The following is a 21,421-nucleotide window of genomic DNA, read 5'->3' as shown; positions in this document are numbered from 1 at the left end:
GAATTCAACCGTTGGCTGCCACTTTACGCAAATCAAACACCCGGCAAGCTTTACCCTCGGAGCGCGGTATGCTGCCACAGTTAACGATCATCACGTCGGTCGAGATCCCCACCATCGATTTAATCCGATGACGCAGCTGATGGCAGACCTGACAGCGCTGCTCATGGGTCAGCGTTAAGCTGCTCTGTTTCAGCTCGACCTTCACCGAAAGTGAATCAAGATGCCCGCGGCGGTTCACCTCCAGCTGATAGTGTGGCGAAAGATGTTCGAACTTAACGATCTCCTCTTCCAGCTGTGACGGGAAGACGTTCACGCCGCGAATGATGAGCATGTCGTCGCTGCGCCCGCTGATGCGATCCATCCGGCGCATGGTGCGTGCAGTGCCCGGCAGCAGGCGCGTCAGGTCGCGGGTGCGGTAGCGGATCACCGGCAGCGCCTCTTTGGTCAGGGTGGTGAACAGCAGTTCGCCCTGCTCGCCGTCGGCCAGCGGCGTGCCGTCATTCGGGTTGACGATCTCCGGGTAGAAGTGATCTTCCCAGATGGTCGGGCCGTCAGCGGTTTCAAGACACTCCATCGCCACGCCCGGCCCCATCACTTCGGAGAGACCATAGATATCCAGCGCGGTAATGCCCAGCCGTTTTTCAATTTCGCGGCGCATCGCCTGCGTCCACGGCTCGGCGCCAAACACGCCGACGCGCAGGGAACAGGCGCTGGCGTCACCGCCCATCTGACGCTCCAGCTCTTCAATTAAATTCAGGCAGTATGAGGGCGTCACCATGATCATATCCGGCTGAAAATCGCGGATCAGCTGCGCCTGCTTCTCCGTCTGGCCGCCGGACATCGGGATCACCGTCGCACCCAGACGCTCGGCACCGTAGTGCGCCCCCAGCCCGCCGGTGAATAGCCCGTAGCCGTAGGCCACGTGAATTTTATCCTTCGCGCTGCCCCCGGCGGCGCGCAGGGAACGGGCAACTATATTGGCCCAGTTGTCGATATCATTCTGGGTATATCCCACCACGGTCGGCTTTCCGGTGGTGCCCGACGAGGCGTGGATGCGCACCACCTGCTCCATCGGCACCGCAAAGGTATCGAACGGGTAGTTGTCGCGCAGATCCTGCTTGGTGGTGCACGGGAATTTTTGCAGGTCCGCCAGCTCGTTAAAATCGTCAGGGTGAACGCCCGCGGCGTCAAACTTGCGTTTGTACATCGGAACGTTGTTGTAGGCGTGGTTCAGCGTCCACTTCAGGCGCGCGGTCTGCAACGCCTGCAATTCATCAATGGACGCGGTTTCGATCGGATCAAGCTTTGTTGTATTTATCATCGCAGGGTACTCACATTATTGTTCGCTCAAACACGCTCAAGGATCATGGCAATGCCCTGACCCACACCGATGCACATCGTACACAGCGCGTAGCGCCCGCCGCGTCGGTGCAATTCATTGCTCGCGGCCAGCGCCAGTCTGGCACCGCTCATTCCCAGCGGATGACCTAACGCGATCGCCCCGCCATTCGGGTTCACATGCTCCGCGTCATCCGGCAAACCCAGCTGACGCAGCACGCCCAGCGCCTGTGCGGCGAAGGCTTCGTTAAGCTCAATGACGTCCATATCGGTGATACTGAGTCCGGCACGTTCCAGCACCTTACGGGTGGCGGGAATCGGGCCTAATCCCATCAGGCGCGGCTCGACGCCCGCGGTCGCCATGGCCACAATGCGTGTGCGCGGGGTTAACCCCTGGGCAAGCGCCATCGGCTCGCTGGCGATAATCAGCGCCGCCGCCCCGTCGTTCACGCCGGAGGCGTTCCCCGCCGTCACCACACCGTTCTTGCGGAACGGAGCTTTCAGCGCGGCAAGCTGTTCAAGGGTGGTTTCGGCGCGCGGATGCTCGTCCACGCTCACTTCCGTTACGGCACCTTTTTTCCCCGCCAACTGTACCGGGATAATCTCCTGCGCCAGAACGCCATTCTGCTGCGCCCGCGCGGTGCGCTGCTGGCTGCGCAGGGCAAATGCATCCTGATCGGCACGGCTTATATTTAACAATTCCGCTACATTCTCTGCCGTTTCCGGCATGCTGTCAGTTCCGTATTGCTGATGCATGAGCGGATTCACAAATCGCCAGCCGATGGTGGTGTCGAAGATCTCCGCCTGACGCTGAAACGCCGCGGTGGCTTTGCCCATCACGAACGGCGCACGGGACATGGATTCGACGCCACCGGCGATCAGCAGATCGCCATCCCCGGCCTTAATGGCGCGTGCCGCAAAGCCAAGGGCATCCAGACCGGAGCCGCACAGGCGGTTAATGGTGGTACCGGAAACGGTCTGAGGCAGCCCGGCCAGCAGCGACGACATGCGCGCTACGTTGCGGTTATCCTCTCCGGCCTGATTTGCGCAGCCGAAGATCACATCATCTATGCGCTCCAGATCGAGCTGCGGGTAACGCGCCAGCAGCGCACGCAGCGGCACGGCCCCTAAGTCATCGGCACGCACGCTGGATAATCCTCCACCGTAGCGACCGACCGGGGTACGCACACCCTCACAAATAAATGCGTCACGCATCAGGCTTCTCCTGTCACACTGCCGCCGGTGCGGTGCGATTTCCCGCGAAAAAGAGCGACGGTTTTCTGTTGTTGGTTCTGAATTTCAATGTCGTATACGCCGGTCAGTTTGCCCTGATGCTTCACCCACGCGGTAGCGGTCAGCTTATCGCCGGCAAAGCCCGGACGCAGAAAATCGATGGCGCAGCCTGAGGCCACCGCCGCCAGCCCCTGACTGTTGCAGGCGTAGGCAAAGGCGGTATCGGCCAGCGAGAACAGCTGTCCGCCGTGGCAGGTTTTATGCCCGTTGAGCATCTGCGGGGTGATGGTCATGGTCACCACCGCGTAGCCCTCGCCCATGTCGAGAATGTCCATCCCCATCGCCTGCGCGCAGGCGTCCCGTTCGTACATCGCACGGGCGTTATGCCAGGCGTTATGACTCATAGCTACTCTCCAGAAGCGCACGCTGGCGCAGCAGTGAACAGGGGCGATAGCGTTCCTCGCCGTAGTGACGTTGCAGGTTCTCCAGCAGCGTTAACAGACGCTGCCAGCCAAGGCGCTCGCCCCAGGCGATGGGCCCGCAGGGATAGTTGACCCCTAAGCGCATGGCGGTATCGATGTCTTGCTCGCTGGCGACCCCTTTTTGCAGGGCGTCCAGCGCTTCGTTGGCAATCATCGCTACCGTGCGCCAGACCAGCAGACCGGGGTAATCCGCAATCTGGACCACCCGTTTCTGCTGGTGCTGCAACCAGTAAATGGCTTTCTGCGTGGCGGCGTGCGGGTTGCCGGGTGCGGCGGCTATCACGGCCACATCCCGCTCGATGCGGTCGACCACCACCACCGGGCAGCCATGGCGCAGCGCCAGCGACTGCGCGGTCTCACCCTGCGTTTCGATCAGCAACAGATCGTCAATTTCCGTGACACCGTCACTTCTTCGCTGTACGCGCATGGGGTTGAAGCTGTCGCTGACCGGGGCGAGCCAGCTGACGGTGGGTTTCTCCTCCAGCCAGCGGTAAACGCCCTGCCCGCTTTTCTTACCCAGACGCCCCGCCAGCACCAGCTCCTGCTGCACCAGCGACGGCAGAAAACGACGCTCCTGCCAGAAGGCATTAAACACGGAGCAGGTCACGGCAAAGTTGACGTCCTGACCAATCATGTCCGTCAGCTCAAGCGGCCCCATCGGGAAGCCTCCGCCGTCTCGCAGGGCGGCGTCAATCACCTCGGGCGTTGCCACCTGCTCTTCCAGCGCGCGCCAGGCTTCCGAGTAGAACGGGCGCGCCACGCGGTTGACGATAAACCCCGGCGTGGACTGGCAGCGTACCGGCTGCTTTCCCCAGCTCAGCGCCAGCTCGCACAGCGCATCGGCCACTTCTGGTGAGGTCGCCAGCCCGCTGACCACCTCCACCAGCTTCATCACCGGGGCAGGATTGAAGAAGTGCAGCCCGGCGACGCGTTCAGGGTGGTTTATCTCCGCCGCAATAGCGGTAACGGAAATGGACGAGGTATTGCTGGCGAGCAGCGTCTGCGGCGGACAAACCTCTGCCAGCTGGGTAAACAGCGCCTTTTTCACTTCAAGCCGCTCGGAGGCCGCCTCGATCACCAGATCGGCTTTCGCCAGAGCACTGATATTCGTCACCGGCGTCAGGCGGGCGAGGATCTGCTCCCCGGCGTCGGCAGAGAGTTTTCCACGCGCAACGCGTGAGGACAGCCGCTGGCGAATGCCGTCGACGGCGCGGGAAATCGCCGCTGCGTCAATGTCGTACACCAGAACCGGATGACCGTGGCTGGCTGCCACTTCGGCAATCCCGGCGCCCATGGTGCCGCTGCCAATGACGGCGACCGTATGGATATTCACCATCTTATTTCCCCGTAAAGTTCGGCGCGCGTTTTGCCAGGAACGCGCTGACGCCTTCCCGGTAGTCGTCGCTGCGTCCGGCCAGGCGTTGATAGTCGCGCTCCAGATCAAGCTGGGCGTCGAGGGTGTTGGTTTCGGCGGCGTTGATCGCCTGCTTGATCAAGCCCAGGCCAAAGGTCGGCTGTGAGGCAAAATGCAGCGCCATCTGCTGTGCGGTGGCGGAGAGCTGCTCGTCGTCCACCACCTGCCAGATCATTCCCCAGGCCTGTGCCTGCTCGGCGCTGAGCTTATCGCCCAGCAATGCCAGCCCCATGGCGCGGGCGCGTCCGGCCACGCGCGGCAGCAGCCAGGTGCCGCCGCAGTCCGGGACGAGGCCGAGCTTGCTGAAGGCCATCACAAAACTGGCGGAGCGCGCCGCAATCACCATGTCGCAGCCGAGGGCCAGCGTCGCCCCCGCGCCCGCCGCCACGCCGTTAACCGCGCAAATCACCGGCTTCGGCAGTTTTGCCAGGCGGCGCACCAGCGGGTTGTAAAAAGTCTCAACGGACATGCCCAGATCGGGCGCCGGGCCGTTCGGGTCGACGTTACGGTCGTTGAGATCCTGCCCGGCGCAGAAACCGCGTCCTGCCCCGGTGATCAGCAGGCAGCGGATGGCGTCATCGCGCTCGGCCTGCTTCAGGCATTCGGAAAGCTGCTGGTGCATGACGTCGTTAAAGCTGTTCAGGCGCTCCGGGCGGTTCAGCGTAATGGTCATTACGCCCTGCTCAACATGGCTCAGAATAGATTCCACAATTAGCGTCCTTTAAAGTCTGGGGTGCGTTTTTGTAAAAAGGCGTTGATCCCTTCCCGGCGATCGTCGGTGGCCGCGAGCAGCGCAAACAGCTGACGCTCCTGCGCCAGCCCGGCCTGAAGCGGAACTTCCTGCGACTGGCGAAGCGCCTGCTTCGCCGCCTGTAGCGCCAGCGGCGAATGGCGCGCCATCAGCGCCGCCTGCTTCAGGGCGTACTCCAGCGTCAGCGAGGCCGGGTAGACGTCGCTGACCAGCCCGGCGCTGTGCGCCTGCACCGCCGTGATGCTTTCGCCCGTCAGCACCATTTTGCTGGCCAGCGATTTGCCTACGCTGCGGATCAGCCGCTGGGTGCCGCCTGCGCCCGGCATGATCCCGAGGGTGATTTCCGGCAGGCCAAAACGGGCGTTATCGCCAGCAATCACGACATCGCAGAGCAGCGCCAGCTCACAGCCTGCCCCCAGCGCGAAGCCGTTTACGGCGGCAATCAACGGTTTGGTGAAGGCGTTGATCCGCGCCCACAGCTGCGGACGGATATCGTTCAGGGTGGCGGGCAGGTCTTTCTCCGCCATTTCGTTGAGATCGGCCCCGGCGGCAAAGCAGCGTTCGTTGCCGTACATCACGCAGACGGCGATCTCAGCATCCGCGGCGGCGGCCTCAAGCTGCTCCGCGATTTGCAGGAGCAGCGCATTGTTGAGCGCGTTGCGCGCCGCCGGACGGTTAAGCGTTAGCTGCAACACGCGGCCATGACGGGTAACAATCAGTTCGCTCATGCCATCCCCTTCGCATCAAAATCGACGATTACGTCGGCGGTTAACGGCAGCGCCTGACAGCTCAGCACATAGCCTGCGGCCAGCTCGTCCGGCTCCAGGCTGTAGTTGGTCGCCATATCGACTTTCCCACGCAGCACTTTGCATTTGCAGGTGGCGCATACGCCGCCCTTGCAGGCGTAAGGCAGATCCGCCCCCTGACGCAGGGCCGCGTCAAGAATGCTTTCGTCGTCCGCCGTCAGGGTGATCTCCCTGTCGCGCCCGTCCTGACGGACGGTGACCTTCTGGCCATCGGCCTGCACGCTGGCTGTCCGTTTAACGGCGGTACCCGGCGTGTTAAAGCGCTCAAGATGGATCGCTTTTTCCGGCATACCCAGCGCTTGCAGCGCCGCTTCGGCCTCATCCATCATCGCCGACGGGCCGCAGATGAAGGCTTCATCGTACTGACGGAAATTCACCAGCGTTTTTGCCAGCGCCTGGAGCTTTTCCCCGTCAATGCGGCCATGGAGCAGATCGCTGTCGAGCGTCTCCTGGCTGAAGATGGCGATCAGCTGCAAACGCTGCGGGTATTTATCTTTCAGGTCCGCCAGCGCCCGGCGGAACATCATGCTCTGGCTGCTGCGGTTGCCGTAAATCAGGGTGAAGTGGCTGTGGGCTTCAGTGGCCAGCGTAGCGGACATAATCGCCAGCATCGGGGTGATCCCGGACCCGGCGGCAATCGCCAGATAATGGCCTTCGCGTTCGGCCTGCGGCTGGTAGCCAAAATGCCCCTGGGGCACCATCACCTCCAGCGCCATGCCCGGTTTGATCTCGTCCCGGGCATAGCGGGAAAAACGTCCGCCCTCGATGGCTTTGACCGCCACGCTGATCTCACCGCACGCGGTGCTCCGGCAGATGGAGTAGCAGCGGCGCAGTTCATCCCCGCCAGGGCTGGCTTTCAGGGTCAGATGCTGACCGGGACGGAAGCGGTACGCCTCCTGTAACGCCTGCGGCACCGCGAAGGTAATGGTCACCGCGTCGCGGGTTTCGGGTTCCACTTTTGCCACTGTTAATGAATGAAACGTTGTCATGGCAGCCTCAAATACATTTGAAATAGTCGAAGGGCTCACGGCAGGTATTGCAGCGGTAGAGCGCTTTGCAGGCCGTGGATCCAAATTCACTGATAAGCGAGGTATCGGTGCTCGCACAGCGCGGGCAGCTCACCTCCGCGGGAACGTGGGCATGGCAGCTATGACCAACAGGCGGGCTGATGCCATATTCACGCAGGCGCCTGCGGGCATCGTCGGTCATCCAGTCGGTGGTCCAGGCGGGCTCCAGTTGCAGCACAATATGTACCGGGCTAAAGCCGTTTCCGGTCAGGGTTTCGCGGATCGCCCCCAGCAGATGCTCCGTTGCCGGACAGCCCGAATAGGTTGGCGTGAAGCCGATAACCCAGCCTTCCCCCTGTGCCTTCACGCTGCGCACCATGCCCAGGTCGGTGATGGTCAGCACCGGCACTTCCGGGTCGGGGATCTGGCTTAACAGCGCCCAAATCTGCGGGATTTGTGCAGGCGCGATGTCGACGAGGCGTTGCATGGCGTCCTCCTTTACCACTGCTGGCCGGGGTAAACGCGCTGGAGATACTGCATCTCTGCCAGCATCGGCCCGAGGTGTTCGGTATGTAGCCCCTTCTTACCGCCCGTGCGATACGCCACCTCTTCGGGCACGCGGAGGGTGGCTTCCGCCAGGCCAGCAAACACTTCGCGCTCCCACGGGTCCCGCAGGTCGCGCGGATCAACCGCCACGCCGTCATCAATTAGCGCCAGCTCGACCTCGTCAGCGTCGAACAGTTCAGCCGTAAAGCGCCACAGGCTATCCACCGCCTGCTGCATTTTTTGTGCGGAGGTTTCTGTTCCGTCCCCCAGCCGCACCAGCCAGCCGCGGCTAAAGCGCAGGTGATAGCGCGCCTCCTTAATGGCTTTTGCCGCGATGGCGGCAAGCTGACTGTCGCTGCTGTGGATCAGCCGCTCGTAGAGCGCCACGTTCCACGCATCCATCAGATACTGACGGGCAATGGTGTCGGCGAAGCTGCCGTTTGGCTGTTCCACCAGCAGCAAATTGCGGAACTGACGCTCATCGCGGCCATAGGCCAGGGTATCTTCATCACCCTTACCTTCCCGTTCAGCGGCGTAGGTCAGGAAATTGCGCGCCTGCCCGAGCAGATCAAGGCCGATATTGGCGAGCGCCAGGTCAATTTCCAGCTCCGGCGCGTGGCCGCACCAGGCGCCCAGACGCTGTGAGAGCACCAGACCGTTGTCGCCCAGACGCAGGGTATAAGCAGATACGTTGTTCATCCCCAACCTCACATATGCTCGATACCATCAGGGATGGTGTAAAACGTCGGATGGCGGTAGACCTTGCTTTCCGCCGGATCGAAAAATTCCCCGCTCTCTTCCGGCTGGGAAGCGACGATTTCACTCGCCTTCACCACCCAGATAGAACAGCCTTCGCTGCGGCGGGTATAGGCATCGCGCGCGTTTTCCAGCGCCATGCGGTCGTCGGCAGCGTGAAGGCTGCCCACATGCCGGTGCGACAGCCCCTGCTTCGAACGGACAAAAACTTCGTATAACGGCCAGTAAACATTGCTCATGGTTGATTCCTCTTATGCGGCCTGGCGAGCGCGTTGTTTTTCCGCGTGGGCCAGAGCGGCTTCACGCACCCATGCGCCGTCGTCCCAGGCTTTACGTTTTGCGGCCAGACGTTCGTGGTTGCAGATCCCGCGCCCGTTGATCACCTCGTCAAATTCCTGCCAGTCGATTTCGCCGAAGTGGTAGTGACCGCTCTCTTCATCGAAACGCAGGTCGGGATCCGGCACGGTCATGCCGAGCATCTCCACCTGAGGCACCGTGTTGTCCACGAAGCGCTGGCGAAGCTCATCGTTGCCAAAGCGTTTGATCTTCCAGGCCAGACTGCGGGCGCTGTTTGGGGAGTTGTCGTCGTTGGGTCCGAACATCATCAGCGCGGGCCACCAGAAGCGGTTGATGGCGTCCTGCAACATCTGCCGCTGGGCTTCGCTACCCTGCGCCAGCGCCATGCAGGCCTCAAAACCCTGACGCTGGTGAAAGCTCTCTTCTTTACAAATTTTCACCATCGCCCGGGCATACGGGCCGTAAGACGTACGGCACAGCGCCACCTGGTTCACAATGGCCGCCCCGTCCACCAGCCAGCCAATGACCCCGATATCGGCCCAGCTCAGGGTCGGATAGTTGAAGATGGAGGAGTATTTCATCTTGCCGTCGAGCATCTTTTGATAGATGTCCTCCCGGGCGCAGCCCAGCGTTTCCGCCGCGCTGTAAAGGTACAGGCCGTGTCCGGCTTCATCCTGCACCTTCGCCAGCAGAATGGCTTTCCGGCGCAGCGTCGGTGCGCGGGTGATCCAGTTCCCTTCCGGCAGCATGCCGACAATCTCAGAGTGGGCGTGCTGTCCAATCTGGCGGATCAGCGTCTTGCGGTAGGCATCCGGCATCCAGTCCTGCGGCTCGATGGCCGTCTCCTGTGCGATGCGTTGCTCAAAGCGTTGTTCTTGCGTCACATAACCACCTTTGTGATTCGTTAAATCACCACAAATAGCAAAATGGTGAATCATTTGGTTTCTTAAAAGTTACACAAAGGTTAAATATAACCCCAAGAAGCGTTTGTTTATTTTGTGACGACGCTCGCAAGCCTTTTCATGAAAGGCCGATGACGCAAGGCTTTCTGGTGGTCAGGCCAAGCAATACAGATCACAACGTTAACAATTCATTAAAACTCAGCTTGATTTTTATGATTCAAGATCAAACTATTTATAGTGAAATCACGAAACATCTGGAGAGAAGAAATGCAGCAGTTAGCCAGCTTCTTGTCCGGCATCTGGCAATCAGGCCGGGGCCGCGAGCGCACCATCACCCACGCCATCAGCGGGGAAACGCTATATCAAGTCACCAGCGAAGGGCTGGATATGGCGGCCGCGCGCCGTTACGCCATTGAACACGGCGGAGAAGCGCTCCGCGCAATGAGCTTTATCGAGCGCGCCGCCATGCTGAAGGCGGTGGCCAAACATCTGCTGAGCCAGAAGGATCGGTTTTATGCCCTGTCAGCCCAGACCGGCGCGACGAAGGCTGACAGCTGGGTGGATATTGAAGGCGGTATCGGCACCCTCTTCACCTACGCAAGCCTCGGCAGCCGTGAGCTGCCGGACGATACCCTGTGGCCGGAGGATGAGCTGATCCCACTGTCGAAGGAAGGCGGCTTTGCGGCACGTCACGTGTTAACGTCGAAATCCGGCGTGGCGGTGCATATCAACGCGTTCAACTTCCCGTGCTGGGGGATGCTGGAAAAGCTCGCGCCCACCTGGCTTGCCGGGATGCCCGCCATCATCAAGCCCGCCACCGCCACCGCGCAGGTGACTCAGGCGATGGTGAAAGCGATCGTGGAGAGCGGACTGGTGCCGGACGGCGCCATCAGCCTGATCTGCGGTGGCGCGGGCGATCTGCTGAACCACCTCGACAGCCAGGACGTGGTGACGTTTACCGGGTCGGCCAGCACCGGGCAGAGCCTGCGCGTCCACCCGAATATCGTCGCACATTCCATTCCGTTTACCATGGAAGCAGATTCTCTTAACTGCTGCGTGCTGGGTGAGGACGTGACGCCGGAACAGCCGGAGTTTACGCTGTTTATCCGCGAAGTGGTGCGCGAGATGACCGCCAAAGCCGGGCAAAAATGTACCGCCATCCGCCGCATCATCGTGCCGGAAGCGCAGGTTGAAGCCGTCAGCCAGGCGCTGATTGCGCGGCTGGAGAACGTGGTCGTCGGCGATCCGGCCCAGGAAGGGGTGAAGATGGGGGCTCTCGTCAACAGTGAGCAACGTGCTGACGTGCAGGACAAAGTCGACCATCTGCTGGCCTCGGGCTGCCAGATCCGTCTGGGTGGTAAAGCTGATTTGCAGGCGCCTGGCGCATTCTTCCCACCCACCCTGCTGTTCTGCCCGCAGCCGGACGAAACCCCGGCCGTTCACGCCACCGAAGCCTTTGGCCCCGTCGCAACCCTGATGCCCTGCCGTAACACCGAGCACGCCATGCAGCTGGCGCGGGCGGGCGGCGGCAGCCTGGCGGGAACGCTGGTTACGGCAGATACCCGCGTGGCGCGGCAGTTTATTGCTGGTGCCGCGCGCGCCCACGGACGCATTCAGATTCTCAACCAGGAATCCTCGAAAGAATCTACCGGCCACGGTTCACCGTTGCCGCAGCTGGTGCACGGTGGTCCGGGACGTGCGGGCGGCGGCGAAGAGCTGGGCGGCCTGCGCGCTGTGAAGCACTATCTTCAGCGCACAGCCATTCAGGGCAGCCCGTCCATGCTCGCCGCGATCGGTAAACAGTGGGTCCGTGGCGCGGAGGTGCAGGAAGATCGCGTTCATCCGTTCCGTAAATACTTCGAGGAGTTACAGCCGGGCGACAGCCTGCTGACCCCGCGTCGTACCCTGACGGAAGCGGATATCGTGAATTTTGCCTGCCTGAGCGGGGATCATTTCTACGCCCATATGGACAAAATTGGCGCGGCGGAGTCGATTTTTGGTGAGCGCGTGGTACACGGTTATTTCCTGATTTCCGCCGCGGCGGGGCTGTTTGTCGATGCCGGGGTTGGGCCGATTATTGCCAACTATGGCATGGAAAACCTGCGCTTTATCGAGCCGGTCAAGCCGGGTGATACCATTCAGGTGCGCCTGACCTGTAAACGTAAAACGCTGAAGAAACAGCGCACTGCCGAGGAAAAACCCACCGGCGTGGTGGAATGGGCTGTGGAGATCTTCAACCAGCACCAGCAGGCCGTGGCGCTCTACTCCATCCTGACGCTGGTGGCGCGCCAGCAGGGTGACTTTTAATCAATGCAATGGCATTAACCTTGCTGCCTCGAGTGTTTGAGCGCATCAAAATAAGCGGAAGGTAAAACAGGGACTGGATGGCTTTGATTAATCGAACCATCCAGTCTGCCTGGTTTGGATAAGTTACAACCGGAAACACTAAGCAAATTGACCATGTAGTTAGCATGGTTATTATTTGGCGCCGGGAATATTTCCGCATTAAATTACATGGATGATTAACAAACTATGGCAATTCCTGTTTACCTTTTCTTAACTGAAGATGGTGGGTCAAAAATTACAGGCTCGGTGGATGTTCGTTACCGTGAGGGAAGCATTGAAGTCACCGGCTTTACACACAATCTTCGCCTCCTAATTGATCCTGCCGAATTTGCAAAATTCCAGAACAATAATAATTACGGTAATGATCCAGTCGATCAGTTATGGATAAGGGCAGGAATAGATTATGCGCGACGTTCGGGTTTTTAACTGGCGAGCTGGAATTATTATCTTTATTTTTCTCATATTCATTGCATACCCTTTCCGCGATCTTTTTACCGTGTATGAAAATTTGCAGGAAAAAATCAAGGTTAACGATCGTTTAACTCTTTACATCACCCAGGTTGAGACGGGCTCGCTGTCTAAAAACAGGTATCATATTTATCTCTTTGATGCGAAAAAAAGTCCGGAAGAATTCATGTCTAACATTAAGAATATCAATCCCGTCATGATCACCGATGATGATAAAGCTTCAGTGGCAATTAAAAATGGAGACATTTATCTTCGCGTTCGCGGTACGGTTTATTCGTTCACGACGATAGGTTTTGATGTCCGCACGCATCTCGATAGCTCGCCTTACTGAAGCGCACTTTATCTGCCATGGGGGTGTGATGCACCCCCGCTCTTTTTTAACCTGGCAAGACTGACAAACAACCTGGCAGATGCAGGCAAACGCTTTTCGTGCGCGCCTGTCAGGATAACGCTGACACTACACAATAAACACAACAAGATGAGGTCTGCGATGGGAAGCAATTCTTCTTTTTCTGCCCGTAGAACGGCACTGGCCATGGCCGTTGCGCTCTGTTGCGCCTGGCAATCCCCGGTTTACGCTCACGGCAGCGAGGCGCATATGGTCCCGATGGACAAAACGCTTCAGGCGTTTGGCGCGGACGTGCAGTGGGATGATTACGCCCAGATGTTCACCATCGTCAAAGACGGTGCCTTTGTGAAGGTCAAACCCGGCGCAAATACCGCCATCGTTAACGGCAAACCGCTGACGCTCCAGGTGCCCGTGGTGATGAAGAACAATAAGGCGTATATCCCGGAGACCTTTATCAACGATGTCTTTCAGACCGGTCTTGATCAGACATTCCAGGTTGAAAAAAGCCCCCACCCGTTAAACGCGCTGACGGCTGATGAAATCAACCAGGCCGTAGCAATCGTGAAAGCCTCAGCGGATTTTAAACCCAATACCCGCTTTACCCAGATTGCGCTGGCGGAGCCAGAAAAGGCCAAAGTCTGGGACTTTGTGCTTAACGGCACGGCGGTGGATGCGCCCCGCCAGGCCAATATCATCATGCTTGATGGTAAACACATCATCGAAAGCCGGGTGGATCTGAAGGAGAAAAAGATCCTCCGCTGGGAGCCGATCAAAGACGCGCACGGCATGGTGCTGCTGGATGACTTCAATACCGTGCAGCAGATCATCAATGAAAGCCCGGAGTTTGCCGCCGTGCTGAAAAAGCGCGGCATTACCGACCCGAAGAAAGTGATCACCACCCCGCTTACCGTCGGCTTTTTTGACGGCAAGGATGGCCTGAAACAGGAAGACCGCCTGCTGAAAGTGATCAGCTATCTCGACGTGGGCGACGGTAACTACTGGGCGCACCCGATCGAAAACCTGGTTGCGGTGGTGGATCTCGAGCAGAAGAAAATCCAGAAGATTGAGGAAGGCCCGGTCGTGCCGGTGCCGCTCACGCCGCGCCCTTATGATGGCCGTGACCGCGTTGAAACGGTGAAAAAACCGCTGGAGATTATCGAGCCGGAAGGCAAGAACTACACCATCACCGGGGATAGGGTGCACTGGCAGAACTGGGATTTTCATCTGAGCCTGGACTCACGCGTCGGCCCGATAATCTCCACCGTGACCTATAACGACAACGGCAAAAAGCGACAGGTGATGTATCAGGGGTCGCTCGGCGGCATGATTGTGCCGTACGGCGACCCGGATATCGGCTGGTACTTTAAAGCCTACCTGGACTCCGGCGATTACGGCATGGGTACCCTGACCTCCCCGCTCGTGCGCGGCAAGGATGTTCCGTCTAACGCCGTGATGCTCAACGAAACCATCCCGGATTACACCGGCGCGCCAATGGAGATCCCCCGGGCGATCGCCATTTTCGAGCGTTACGCCGGGCCGGAATATAAGCATCAGGAATTAGGAAAACCCAACGTCAGCACCGAACGCCGCGAGCTGGTGGTGCGCTGGGTCAGCACCGTGGGTAACTACGATTACATCTTCGACTGGGTATTCCACGAAAACGGCACTATCGGCATTGATGCAGGGGCTACGGGCATTGAAGCGGTGAAAGGCGTGCAGACGAAAACCATGCATGATGTCACCGCGAAGGATGACACCCGATACGGAACGCTGATCGACCATAATATTGTCGGTACCACCCACCAGCACATCTACAACTTCCGTCTGGATATGGACGTGGACGGCATCAACAATAAGCTGGTGGCCATGGATCCGGACGTCAAACCGAACACCGCTGGCGGACCGCGCACCAGCACCATGCAGGTTAATCAGTATGATATTGATACCGAACAGCAGGCGGCGCAGAAGTTTGACCCGGGCACCATCCGCCTGCTGAGCAATACCAGCAAAGAGAACCGCATGGGCAACCCGGTCTCATATCAGATCATCCCTTACGCGGGCGGTACACACCCGGTAGCGTCCGGCGCGAAGTTTGCCCCGGACGAGTGGATTTATCACCGCCTGAGCTTTATGGATAAACAACTGTGGGTAACGCGTTACCATCCCGACGAGATGTACCCGGAGGGAAAATACCCGAACCGTTCCACGCACGATACCGGCCTCGGCCAGTACAGCAAAGATAACGAGTCGCTGAACGACCAGGATAACGTCATCTGGATGACCACCGGCACCACCCATGTCGCCCGTGCCGAGGAGTGGCCAATAATGCCGACGGAATGGGTGCACACGTTGCTCAAGCCGTGGAATTTCTTTGACGAGACGCCAACGCTCGGCAAGAAAAAAGAGCAGAAATAACCCACCGACCGGGCGTAATGCCCGGTTTTTCATCCGCTTACTTGCTGAATTACTCTCCCCGATTATAGTTATTGTTACCTCGCTTAATCCTTTTGCATTTCTTGACACACTTTCACCAGGATTCGAAGTCTCCACAAACAACGTCACAGTTTACTGAGAGGTTTTAGGATGAGAATCAATGAGATCGTCAGGAGTCTCGCGCTGGCGGGATGTTTTATTTCTACCAGTTCCGCCTGGGCAGCAGAAGCACCTAAGGATGCCAGCGCAGCAACGCAACAGGCCAACAACGCACTCTTCAACCAGCTTCCTTTCTCCGATAACACCGATTTTACCAACGCCCACAAAGGGTTTATCGCCCCGCTGCCTCAGGAAATTATCAAAGGGGAGCAAGGCAACACCGTCTGGGATCCGCAGCAGTACGCCTTTATCAAAGAAGGCGATAAGGCGCCCGACTCGGTAAACCCGAGCTTATGGCGTCAGTCCCAGCTGATCAACATCAGCGGTCTGTTTGAAGTGACCGAGGGCGTCTACCAGATCCGTAACCTTGACCTGTCAAACATGACCATTATTGAAGGTAAAGAAGGTATTACCGTGGTCGACCCGCTGGTGTCGGCAGAAACGGCCAAAGTCGGGATGGATCTTTACTATAAAAATCGCGGTAACAAACCTGTGGTCGCCGTTATTTACACTCACAGCCACGTTGACCACTATGGCGGCGTGCGCGGCGTGGTGGATGAAGCAGATGTGAAGTCCGGCAAGGTGAAAGTCTACGCGCCCGCCGGATTTATGGAGGCTGCCGTCGCGGAAAATATCATGGCGGGTAACGTCATGAGCCGCCGCGCCAGCTATATGTACGGAAACCTGCTGAAGCCGGATGCGAAGGGCCAGGTCGGCGCGGGTCTCGGCACCACCACCTCCGCCGGGACGGTGACCCTGATCGCCCCGACCAATATCATCGAGAAAGATGGTCAGAAAGAGGTGATCGACGGCCTGACCTATGATTTTATGCTCGCGCCGGGATCGGAAGCGCCTTCTGAGATGCTCTGGTATATCGAAGAGAAAAAGCTGATCGAGTCTGCGGAAGATGTCACCCATACCCTTCACAATACCTACTCCCTGCGCGGTGCGAAAATTCGTGAACCGCTGCCATGGTCGAAATACATCAACCAGGCAATTGTACGCTGGGGTGATAATGCCGAAGTTATCATGGCGCAGCACCACTGGCCGACCTGGGGCAACGAGAATGTGGTTAACCTGCTGAAAAGCCAGCGCGACCTGTATCGCTACATTAACGACCAGACCCTGCGCATGGCGAATGAAGGGCTGACGCGTGACGAGATCGCCGCCAACTTCAAGCTGCCGAACTCCCTGGCCAATACCTGGGCCAACCGAGGCTATTACGGTTCAGTCAGCCATGACGTCAAAGCCACCTACGTGCTCTATTTAGGCTGGTTTGACGGCAACCCCGCGACCCTGGATGAACTGCCGCCTGAAGAAGCCGCGAAGAAATTTGTGGAGTATATGGGAGGCGCGGATGCCATCCTGAGCAAAGCTAAAACTGATTTTGACCAGGGGAACTACCGCTGGGTGGCTCAGGTGGTCAGCAAAGTGGTCTTTGCCGATCCAAATAATCAGGCCGCGCGAAACCTGGAAGCGGATGCGCTGGAGCAGCTGGGTTATCAGGCTGAATCAGGCCCGTGGCGTAACTTCTACCTGACCGGCGCCCAGGAGCTGCGTAACGGCGTGGTGAAAGGACCGACCCCGAACACCGCCAGCCCGGACACCGTGCGCGCGATGACGCCAGAAATGTTCTTTGACTATCTGGCGGTGCACATTAACGGTGAAAAAGCGGCGGATGCAAAATCGGTGTTTAACATCGACCTCGGCAGCGAGGGCGGTAAATACAAGCTGGAACTGGAAAATGGCGTGCTGAACCACACGGCGAACGCCGAAGCGAAAGACGCTGACGCGACCGTGACCCTCAACCGCGATACGCTGAATAAAATCATCCTGAAAGAAGTGACGCTTAAACAGGCGCAGGATAATGGCGATATCAAAGTGACCGGCGATGCCGCAAAACTCGATGCCATGCTCGGTTACATGGATAAATTTGAATTCTGGTTTAACATTGTGACCCCGTAAAGGCAGCACTCGCGGGCGGAGGTTCCGCCCGCTCAAGGAAAATTCTCTTCAATGGAAAAAAGACATCCAGCCACACCCGAACCCGCGACATGGCCTACCCGTAAATCAATGGTTGTTCACGGGCTGGCCGTGAACCTGCCGTGGCTCGCCTTTGTGAATGCCAGCTTTGCCCTTATGGTCCTGCTGCGCAATTCGCTGTTCGGCCATATCGATGCCCTCCTGCACATCAGCCCGCCTCTGCGGCAGATGATAGACGCCTCCATGCTGGGCGTGGTGATCCTTTCCGTGGCGCTGGTGATCATGGCCTGGCGCCACATCCGCGGCGTCAGCGCCGTTTTGTTTATGTGCAGTCTGCTGTGGTCGATAAGTTGTTACTGGTTTATCAACGTGTTACATCTTCCGCATCCCTGGCCTATATTCGTTACCCTGCTGATGGCCGGTATGACCGCGCTCTATTTTCACCCGGTGGCACTGCTCTGCTTCACCGTTCCGCTATGGATAAGCCTGCCCGTTGCCAGCATGCTGCTGAATCAGGAAATTAATTATCGCTTCGCCGGGCTGTGGGTGGTGTTCACCTTCATTCTCGTGTGCGGGCGCTATATCCTGTTGAGCTGGTTTGAAGAGGCGTGGCGTCGCAACCAGCAGAATCAGCGTTTAATTTCGCGGCTGGATGCGCTGGCCCATCAGGATCCGCTGACGAAAACGGCCAACCGGCGGGCGATGGAGCTGGTGCTGGAAAACGCCGTGGAGCAAGGCAAACGCTTCGCGGTGCTGATGCTGGATGTCGATTACTTCAAACTGTATAACGACACCTATGGTCACCAGGCAGGAGACGCGTGTCTCGCGAGGGTGGCAGAGGTGCTGAACACCTCGGTGCGCACGCCAGAGGATGTGGTTTCGCGCTACGGTGGTGAGGAGTTCGTCGTGATCCTCTTTGACTGTGAAGAAAGCGTTGCTGAGAAAGTCGCCGCGCGGATCCAGGCTGGCCTGCGCACCGCAGCCATTGCGCACAGCGCGTCGAAGGTGAGTGAATGTGTGACGGTGAGTATGGGCATTGCCGGCTATACCCCAGGACTGGCCGGCCCGGAAATCATCGCCCGCGCCGATGCAGCGTTGTATCGGGCGAAGGAGTCCGGGCGGGATAGGTGGTCGCGTTAAATAATGCCGGGTGCCGGCTTCGCCTTACCCGGCGTTTTATTAATACCGCACACACACCGACTTGGTTTCACACCAGCCATCCAGCCAGTCGGGGCCGAAATCGCGCCCGGTGCCAGACTGCTTCATGCCGCCGAACGGCAGGTTGGCGTCTATCAGCGTGTGGCTGTTCACCCACACAGTTCCTGCCTGTAACCTGTCGGTATACGCTAGCGCTTTACTGATATTCTGCGTCCAGACGCTGGCCGTTAAGCCGTATTCAGTGTCGTTCGCCAGCTGAAGCGCCTCTTCCCCGTCGTCCACACGAACCAGGTTCACCACCGGCCCGAAGACCTCTTCACGCGTCAGTCGCAGATGATTATCCGGGTTGACCACCAGCGTTGGCGAAACGTAATAGCCTTTGCCGTCTGGCCCCCGGTTCCCGGCGATCAGCTCCGCATTGTGCGCCTTCGCCTCATCCAGGAACGCCTGAACCTTATCGCAATGGGCGCGCGACACCAGCGGGTTGATAAACGCATCCGGCGACATGCCCGGCCCGACGCTCAGAGATTTCACGGCCTGTTCAAAGCCGCTGACCAGCGTGTCGAACAGCGGAGCCTCAATATAAATACGCGAGCTGGCCGCGCAGACCTGCCCCTGATTCAGGAAGCTGCCGGTCATCAGCCCTTCAATTACCCACGCCGGATCGGCGTCTTTCAGCACGATGGCCGGGTTTTTGCCGCCCAGCTCCAGCGTCACGCCCGTTAGCGTATCCGCAGCCACGCGGGCAATCTGCTTGCCCGTCGCCGTCGAACCGGTAAAGCTTACTTTGGCAATGCGCGGGTGCGAGGTTAGCGCCGCGCCACAGACGGCGCCACTACCGGTCACCACGTTGAACACGCCATCCGGGATCCCCGCCTCGCTCGCCAGTTCCGCCACCCGTAACAGGGTGAGCGGCGTGGTTTCCGAGGGTTTGATCACGATGGAGCAACCTGCCGCCAGCGCGGGCATTACTTTCCACATGCCAATCATCAGCGGGAAGTTCCACGGCACAATCCCCGCCACGACTCCCACCGGCTCTTTACGCGTCCACGCCTGATAACGCGCGCCCTGCGGCAGTGGAATCGAGAGATCGAGGGTTTTACCGGCAATTTTGGTGGTCAGCCCTGCCGTGTAGCGCATCCAGTTCAGGGTGCATCCCACCTCGAAGGCGCGGGAGATGTTAATGGATTTCCCCTGCTCCAGGGTTTCGAGCTGTGCCAGCTCTTCGCCATGCTGTTCCACCAAATCGGCAAACCGCAGCAGGATGCGTTCCCGCTCTGCCGGCAGACGCCCTGCCCAGCTTCGGGCGACAAAGGCGCGCCAGCCAGACATCACCGCACGATCGACATCATCGACGCTGGCATCGGCGGTGGAGGCAATAACCTCTCCGGTCGCCGGGTTGTAGACGTTCAGACGCTTTTCGCTGTCGGATGCCGCCTGACGCCCTTCAATCCACAGGCCGTGCTGGCGATCTAAAAACTGCTGCACGCCTGGCAGGATGGCGACGTGTGATTCGGACATAGGATACTCCTTCGTTATGCTTCGCAGGGTGTGTATGCAGTCTAAGAGGGGAATCGCATTCCTGCTTTTGTCTGTGTGACATTCGCTTTGTCAGCTGTGACAGGCTCCGCAAATCGTGATAATTCCCACTTATATCGCTGTAACCGTTGAGTGTTCTTTCCTATAGTCAGCCTCGTAGCCCTGACAAAATGCAACATAAATGCAACAATGCGAAAACAGTGACGGTGCAGCGAGAACATCAATGGCGTGTGCAAGCGAACAGGACAATTTTCAGCAGTGGCTGGCGCAAATTAACCAGGTTTGTGGGCGCTTTGCGGCACGTCCGTTAGAGGGGGCGTTTCTCGGCGAACTGGAAACCAGCTATACCCAAAGTCTGAAGCTGAGCACGGTGACCGCCGCAGGCGTTAACCTTTTTCGCACCCGTCAGGAGATCAAAAACGGCAACGACGCCTGGTTCTACACCGTGTTTCAGCTGGAAGGCAGCGCCGGAATCGAACAGGACAACCAGCGCGCGATGCTGAAAGCCGGGGATATCACGCTGATTGACGCCTCCCGCCCGTGCTCCATTTACTGGCAGGAGCGTTCCCGCCAGATTTCGCTGCTGCTCCCGCGACAAATCATTGAGCAACACGCGCGTTTTCAGGAAGTGAGGTGCGCGCTGCCCCTCTCCCGCAGTCTGCCTACCGTACAGCTGAGCTACCGACTGCTACAGGAGAGCATGGGCAATGCCGATCTCAGCGCCAGCGAAAGCGAAGCGGCGCTAGAGGCGATGGTGTGTCTGCTGCGTCCGGCCTTCCAGCAGCAACACGAGGTGCTGCCGCGCAAGGAGCGTCAGTTCCGCCACGTTCTGTCCCTGATTGATGATCATATTCAGTCAGAGGCGTTAAGACCGGAGTGGATAGCTTCAGAGAGCGGCATGTCCGTGCGGAGCTTGTACCGCATGTTTGCCGGGAAAGGGCTGGTGGTGGCGCAGTATATTAAGAACCGTCGCCTCGATTTATGCGCTCAGGCGCTGCGTTCCATCAGCGATGACGAAAAGCTGGCGGGCATTGGCTACAGCTGGGGCTTTACCGACCATAGCCATTTTTCCACCGCCTTTAAACAGCGTTTCGGGGTTTCGCCGGGCGAATACCGTAAGCGTTACCGTTAGTTACTTTTTTAGCCACTTGCCGTTAATCCCCTTCACGTATTCACCCGGCTGGGCGCGCGCCACCAGCTTTTGTCCCGCCATTTTCGCCACTTCGTCGACGGGCAAATTATTGCTGTCAGCTAACTGCTGGTAACTTTCCGTGCGTGCGGCGTTGATACGGCTCACCAGCGCCAGGGTTTCAGCGTCGTGCTGAACGGGCGCAAGATAGCCGCTCAGGGTTTCCCCTACGCGCCCCTGGGCACGTGCATCGTTGAGCGTAAGCGTGGCGGCGTGAACGTTCATCCCCAGCGCCAGTAACATCAGAGCTAATCGTTTCATGGCA

Annotated in this window: 19 protein-coding genes and 1 pseudogene; 7 read left to right on the top strand and 13 right to left on the bottom strand. The window is 58.7% G+C overall.

Annotated elements, in window-relative coordinates; translation table 11 throughout:
• Positions 1-4: 4 nt before the first annotated feature.
• The 11 genes from paaK to paaA are packed head-to-tail and all read right to left on the bottom strand — an operon-like array spanning position 5 to position 9,514.
• A complete protein-coding gene (gene paaK / locus ACOTXD_RS15435; RefSeq protein ID WP_022648028.1) occupies positions 5-1,321 on the bottom strand; it encodes a phenylacetate--CoA ligase PaaK in 1,317 nt (438 codons plus the stop codon).
• A gap of 26 nt (positions 1,322-1,347) precedes the next feature.
• A complete protein-coding gene (pcaF, locus tag ACOTXD_RS15430) occupies positions 1,348-2,553 on the bottom strand; it encodes a 3-oxoadipyl-CoA thiolase (protein ID WP_032609127.1) in 1,206 nt (401 codons plus the stop codon).
• Positions 2,553-2,975, bottom strand: coding sequence for a hydroxyphenylacetyl-CoA thioesterase PaaI (paaI, locus tag ACOTXD_RS15425; RefSeq protein WP_032609125.1), 423 nt, complete (start codon positions 2,973-2,975; stop codon positions 2,553-2,555). Before paaI ends, pcaF begins: the two co-directional genes overlap by 1 nt.
• Positions 2,965-4,389, bottom strand: coding sequence for a 3-hydroxyacyl-CoA dehydrogenase PaaH (paaH, locus tag ACOTXD_RS15420; RefSeq protein ID WP_045342863.1), 1,425 nt, complete (start codon positions 4,387-4,389; stop codon positions 2,965-2,967). Before paaH ends, paaI begins: the two co-directional genes overlap by 11 nt.
• Position 4,390: 1 nt before the next feature.
• The gene (gene paaG / locus ACOTXD_RS15415; RefSeq protein WP_026080707.1) at positions 4,391-5,179 is read right to left on the bottom strand and encodes a 2-(1,2-epoxy-1,2-dihydrophenyl)acetyl-CoA isomerase PaaG; all 789 of its coding nucleotides are present in this window, start codon (positions 5,177-5,179) and stop codon (positions 4,391-4,393) included.
• Positions 5,179-5,946 carry a 2,3-dehydroadipyl-CoA hydratase PaaF gene (gene paaF / locus ACOTXD_RS15410; RefSeq protein ID WP_003857343.1) on the bottom strand — a complete coding sequence of 256 codons (768 nt, stop codon included), beginning with the start codon at positions 5,944-5,946 and terminating at the stop codon, positions 5,179-5,181. Before paaF ends, paaG begins: the two co-directional genes overlap by 1 nt.
• Complete coding sequence (gene paaE, locus ACOTXD_RS15405) at positions 5,943-7,013, bottom strand: 1,2-phenylacetyl-CoA epoxidase subunit PaaE (RefSeq protein WP_003857345.1); 1,071 nt, start codon at positions 7,011-7,013, stop codon at positions 5,943-5,945. The genes paaF and paaE overlap by 4 nt, the downstream gene beginning before the upstream one ends.
• A gap of 7 nt (positions 7,014-7,020) precedes the next feature.
• Positions 7,021-7,518, bottom strand: a complete 498-nt coding sequence (paaD, locus tag ACOTXD_RS15400) for a 1,2-phenylacetyl-CoA epoxidase subunit PaaD (RefSeq protein WP_003857347.1) — start codon at positions 7,516-7,518, stop codon at positions 7,021-7,023.
• 11 nt (positions 7,519-7,529) lie between these two features.
• Positions 7,530-8,276 (bottom strand): 1,2-phenylacetyl-CoA epoxidase subunit PaaC, encoded by a 747-nt coding sequence (paaC, locus tag ACOTXD_RS15395; protein WP_061856137.1) that lies wholly within the window; start codon positions 8,274-8,276, stop codon positions 7,530-7,532.
• An 8-nt stretch (positions 8,277-8,284) separates the two neighbouring features.
• Complete coding sequence (gene paaB, locus ACOTXD_RS15390) at positions 8,285-8,572, bottom strand: 1,2-phenylacetyl-CoA epoxidase subunit PaaB (RefSeq protein WP_003857353.1); 288 nt, start codon at positions 8,570-8,572, stop codon at positions 8,285-8,287.
• A gap of 12 nt (positions 8,573-8,584) precedes the next feature.
• Positions 8,585-9,514 carry a 1,2-phenylacetyl-CoA epoxidase subunit PaaA gene (gene paaA, locus ACOTXD_RS15385; RefSeq protein WP_061856178.1) on the bottom strand — a complete coding sequence of 310 codons (930 nt, stop codon included), beginning with the start codon at positions 9,512-9,514 and terminating at the stop codon, positions 8,585-8,587.
• Between the two features lie 285 nt (positions 9,515-9,799).
• On the opposite strand from paaA, the gene paaZ reads away from it, so the two are divergent.
• From paaZ to ACOTXD_RS15355, 6 genes and pseudogenes are all read left to right on the top strand, one after another.
• Positions 9,800-11,839 carry a phenylacetic acid degradation bifunctional protein PaaZ gene (gene paaZ / locus ACOTXD_RS15380; protein WP_061856138.1) on the top strand — a complete coding sequence of 680 codons (2,040 nt, stop codon included), beginning with the start codon at positions 9,800-9,802 and terminating at the stop codon, positions 11,837-11,839.
• 225 nt (positions 11,840-12,064) lie between these two features.
• Positions 12,065-12,196: pseudogene (locus ACOTXD_RS15375) on the top strand (type VI secretion system tube protein Hcp); the annotation flags it as partial.
• An 85-nt stretch (positions 12,197-12,281) separates the two neighbouring features.
• The gene (locus ACOTXD_RS15370; RefSeq protein ID WP_061856139.1) at positions 12,282-12,677 is read left to right on the top strand and encodes a hypothetical protein; all 396 of its coding nucleotides are present in this window, start codon (positions 12,282-12,284) and stop codon (positions 12,675-12,677) included.
• Positions 12,678-12,836: 159 nt separating this feature from the next.
• Positions 12,837-15,110, top strand: coding sequence for a primary-amine oxidase (gene tynA, locus ACOTXD_RS15365; protein WP_058674628.1), 2,274 nt, complete (start codon positions 12,837-12,839; stop codon positions 15,108-15,110).
• A 168-nt stretch (positions 15,111-15,278) separates the two neighbouring features.
• Complete coding sequence (locus ACOTXD_RS15360; protein WP_126501353.1) at positions 15,279-17,252, top strand: alkyl/aryl-sulfatase; 1,974 nt, start codon at positions 15,279-15,281, stop codon at positions 17,250-17,252.
• A gap of 51 nt (positions 17,253-17,303) precedes the next feature.
• Positions 17,304-18,410 (top strand): GGDEF domain-containing protein, encoded by a 1,107-nt coding sequence (locus ACOTXD_RS15355; protein WP_032609119.1) that lies wholly within the window; start codon positions 17,304-17,306, stop codon positions 18,408-18,410.
• A 39-nt stretch (positions 18,411-18,449) separates the two neighbouring features.
• Here ACOTXD_RS15355 and ACOTXD_RS15350 read toward each other — a convergent pair whose 3' ends face one another.
• Complete coding sequence (locus tag ACOTXD_RS15350; RefSeq protein WP_022651146.1) at positions 18,450-19,949, bottom strand: aldehyde dehydrogenase family protein; 1,500 nt, start codon at positions 19,947-19,949, stop codon at positions 18,450-18,452.
• A gap of 241 nt (positions 19,950-20,190) precedes the next feature.
• Here ACOTXD_RS15350 and feaR point away from each other — a divergent pair, with 241 nt between their 5' ends.
• Positions 20,191-21,099 (top strand): transcriptional regulator FeaR, encoded by a 909-nt coding sequence (gene feaR, locus ACOTXD_RS15345; protein ID WP_023314084.1) that lies wholly within the window; start codon positions 20,191-20,193, stop codon positions 21,097-21,099.
• Here feaR and ACOTXD_RS15340 read toward each other — a convergent pair whose 3' ends face one another.
• A complete protein-coding gene (locus tag ACOTXD_RS15340) occupies positions 21,100-21,417 on the bottom strand; it encodes a YdbL family protein (protein ID WP_022651144.1) in 318 nt (105 codons plus the stop codon).
• Positions 21,418-21,421 lie beyond the last annotated feature (4 nt).

The organism is Enterobacter cloacae complex sp. CDL013, assembly GCF_049238805.1.
Classification (GTDB): Bacteria; Pseudomonadota; Gammaproteobacteria; order Enterobacterales; family Enterobacteriaceae; genus Enterobacter; species Enterobacter hormaechei_C.
This window is presented reverse-complemented; position numbering and strand designations above follow the sequence as displayed.

Coding starts and splice junctions, on each gene's coding strand:
- paaK (WP_022648028.1), bottom strand. CDS start 1,321: ATGATAAATACAACAAAGCTTGATCCGATCGAAACCGCGTCCATTGAT.
- pcaF (WP_032609127.1), bottom strand. CDS start 2,553: ATGCGTGACGCATTTATTTGTGAGGGTGTGCGTACCCCGGTCGGTCGC.
- paaI (WP_032609125.1), bottom strand. CDS start 2,975: ATGAGTCATAACGCCTGGCATAACGCCCGTGCGATGTACGAACGGGAC.
- paaH (WP_045342863.1), bottom strand. CDS start 4,389: ATGGTGAATATCCATACGGTCGCCGTCATTGGCAGCGGCACCATGGGC.
- paaF (WP_003857343.1), bottom strand. CDS start 5,946: ATGAGCGAACTGATTGTTACCCGTCATGGCCGCGTGTTGCAGCTAACG.
- paaE (WP_003857345.1), bottom strand. CDS start 7,013: ATGACAACGTTTCATTCATTAACAGTGGCAAAAGTGGAACCCGAAACC.
- paaD (WP_003857347.1), bottom strand. CDS start 7,518: ATGCAACGCCTCGTCGACATCGCGCCTGCACAAATCCCGCAGATTTGG.
- paaC (WP_061856137.1), bottom strand. CDS start 8,276: ATGAACAACGTATCTGCTTATACCCTGCGTCTGGGCGACAACGGTCTG.
- paaB (WP_003857353.1), bottom strand. CDS start 8,572: ATGAGCAATGTTTACTGGCCGTTATACGAAGTTTTTGTCCGTTCGAAG.
- paaZ (WP_061856138.1), top strand. CDS start 9,800: ATGCAGCAGTTAGCCAGCTTCTTGTCCGGCATCTGGCAATCAGGCCGG.
- ACOTXD_RS15370 (WP_061856139.1), top strand. CDS start 12,282: ATGCGCGACGTTCGGGTTTTTAACTGGCGAGCTGGAATTATTATCTTT.
- tynA (WP_058674628.1), top strand. CDS start 12,837: ATGGGAAGCAATTCTTCTTTTTCTGCCCGTAGAACGGCACTGGCCATG.
- ACOTXD_RS15360 (WP_126501353.1), top strand. CDS start 15,279: ATGAGAATCAATGAGATCGTCAGGAGTCTCGCGCTGGCGGGATGTTTT.
- ACOTXD_RS15355 (WP_032609119.1), top strand. CDS start 17,304: ATGGAAAAAAGACATCCAGCCACACCCGAACCCGCGACATGGCCTACC.
- ACOTXD_RS15350 (WP_022651146.1), bottom strand. CDS start 19,949: ATGTCCGAATCACACGTCGCCATCCTGCCAGGCGTGCAGCAGTTTTTA.
- feaR (WP_023314084.1), top strand. CDS start 20,191: ATGGCGTGTGCAAGCGAACAGGACAATTTTCAGCAGTGGCTGGCGCAA.
- ACOTXD_RS15340 (WP_022651144.1), bottom strand. CDS start 21,417: ATGAAACGATTAGCTCTGATGTTACTGGCGCTGGGGATGAACGTTCAC.